Source organism: Rhizobium sp. P1_E6 (assembly GCF_056405875.1).
Genome location: NZ_JBFUBG010000241.1, coordinates 1 through 1,899, shown reverse-complemented (window position 1 = coordinate 1,899; position 1,899 = coordinate 1). Strand labels below are relative to the sequence as shown.

Here is a 1,899-nt window from a genome sequence, read left to right as displayed (position 1 = left end):
ACGTTGGGACCAGCGGAAGCCGATTTCATGGAAGTACAAATCGGCAAGTTCCGGACTGATGTGATGAAAGACACCTGCGATGGTTCGGCGGACCCGAGCATTGAACCCTTCAACTGAATTGACGTGGACGGCATCACGGACATATTCGCGGTTGGAGTGGTTGACCGTCTCGTGTGCGGCAAAGCTGTCGCCAATAGCCATGAATGCCTTTGCCTCGTCACTCATCAAATGCGCCTGAAGCTCAACTTGCGTTGCAATTGCGCCCACAGCAGCACGCAACGACAGGCCGGTAACGACGGCGGCACGGGCATCGCCTGCGGTCGAACCGGGGGTGATGTCTGCCGGTCGCTGCACGATCGCCATGACCGGCGTCTTCTCCGTCTTTGCCTGACCTTTGCGGACTCGCCCCGGTGGCGGTTCATCAGGCCGCTTTCGTGGCCTGCCACCGAGGTAGAAATGATCAATCTCCACCGTGCCGTCGAGTATGTTTTCGCGCGCCACCATGAGACGGAGGGCGTGACCGATCCGCCAGGCCGTTGGTTGGCTCACCCCGAGTGTCTCGGCGAGACGGACCGAGGACAAGCCTTTGTCCGACTGCAGCAACAGCCACATCGCCTTGAGCCACACGCTCAAGGGAAGTTTCGTGGCATGCAGGGGCGTGTGTGTTGTCACCGTGAACTGGAACCGGCAATCACCGCTGGAGCACTGATAGAGGCCCGGCCGCGCGCGACGCTTGCCCACGTCGCGGCCAGCTATCGCGATCGAGCGTTTGTAACCACAGGCCGGGCAGACCCTGCCATCCGGTCATACCATGCTTTCCAGCAAACGACGGCAATGCTCTTCGTCCCGGAACGCGGCGACCATATCTTCAACTGTCCGAATATTGGAAAGCGTTACCAGCATCATTTCAGACATAATCATCTCCTTCGGGACCGACCAAAGAATCGCATGAGAGATGCTATCTTACAAGTGATTTGCTGTCTTTGGTTGATAAARGCSGCGTACGATTTCGRACTGCTCTTGTTCTGACCCCACGAAGGAAGGTGCTCTGGAACCTCGGTTACCAAGAATTCACGCCACTCGTGGTTTGATAGTCTGTCTAAGTTTGGCCATTTGCTTGAGAAAATCGCGCTTTGGCTGTGCCGGACTCCCGAGCAACTTAGCACCTGGTGGCACATTCCCGATGACTCCGGCCTGTGCGCCGATGCTTGCACGAGCGCCAACTTCCACATGGCCGGCGATCGCGGCTTGTCCGCCCAGGCGAACAAAATCCCCGATCTGTGTTGAGCCTGCGATGCCGACTTGCGCCACAATAATGCAGTGCCGACCAATCGTAACGTTATGGGCAATCTGAACAAGATTATCGATCCATGTGCCCGCGCCGATTATGGTGTCCCTGGCTGACCCGCGATCAACCGCGGTGTTTGCGCCAACCCTCACGTCATCCTCAATGAGCACACGGCCTAATTGCGGAATCGCGAGAAAGCCACTTTCTGTGCTAGCAAAGCCAAATCCCTCCTGGCCAATTCGGCAACCAGGTCCGATGTGTACGCGCGATCCAAGGATCGCGTGGCTGAGGCTCGCGCCTGCTCCGATAACGCAGTCGGACCCGATGACAACTCCATTTTGAATAATCGCGCCCGCCTCAATTCGCGCGCGGCAGCCGATCGAGGCTCCAGCCTTCACCACCACAAGTGGCCCGATACTTGCTGAGGCGTCGACAATGGCGAGAGGGTCTATGAAAGCAGTGGGATGAATGCCTGGCACGCTTTCCACATCGGGATGAAAAAGGAGACAAACGCGAGCCCAAGCAGCATATGGTTCTGCAGATCGAATAGCGATCGTGTGAGACGGCACATGTGCTCGGAGCGACGGATGGACAATCACGGCACCCGCTCG

Annotated in this window: 1 protein-coding gene and 1 pseudogene; both read right to left on the bottom strand. The window is 57.6% G+C overall.

What is annotated here, in order from left to right:
* Positions 1 to 915: pseudogene (locus tag AC1D35_RS35800) on the bottom strand (IS1595 family transposase); the annotation flags it as partial.
* A gap of 156 nt (positions 916 to 1,071) precedes the next feature.
* Positions 1,072 to 1,899, bottom strand: an 828-nt coding sequence (lpxD, locus tag AC1D35_RS35795) for a UDP-3-O-(3-hydroxymyristoyl)glucosamine N-acyltransferase (protein ID WP_477942715.1), incomplete at its 5' end; no start/stop codon positions are given.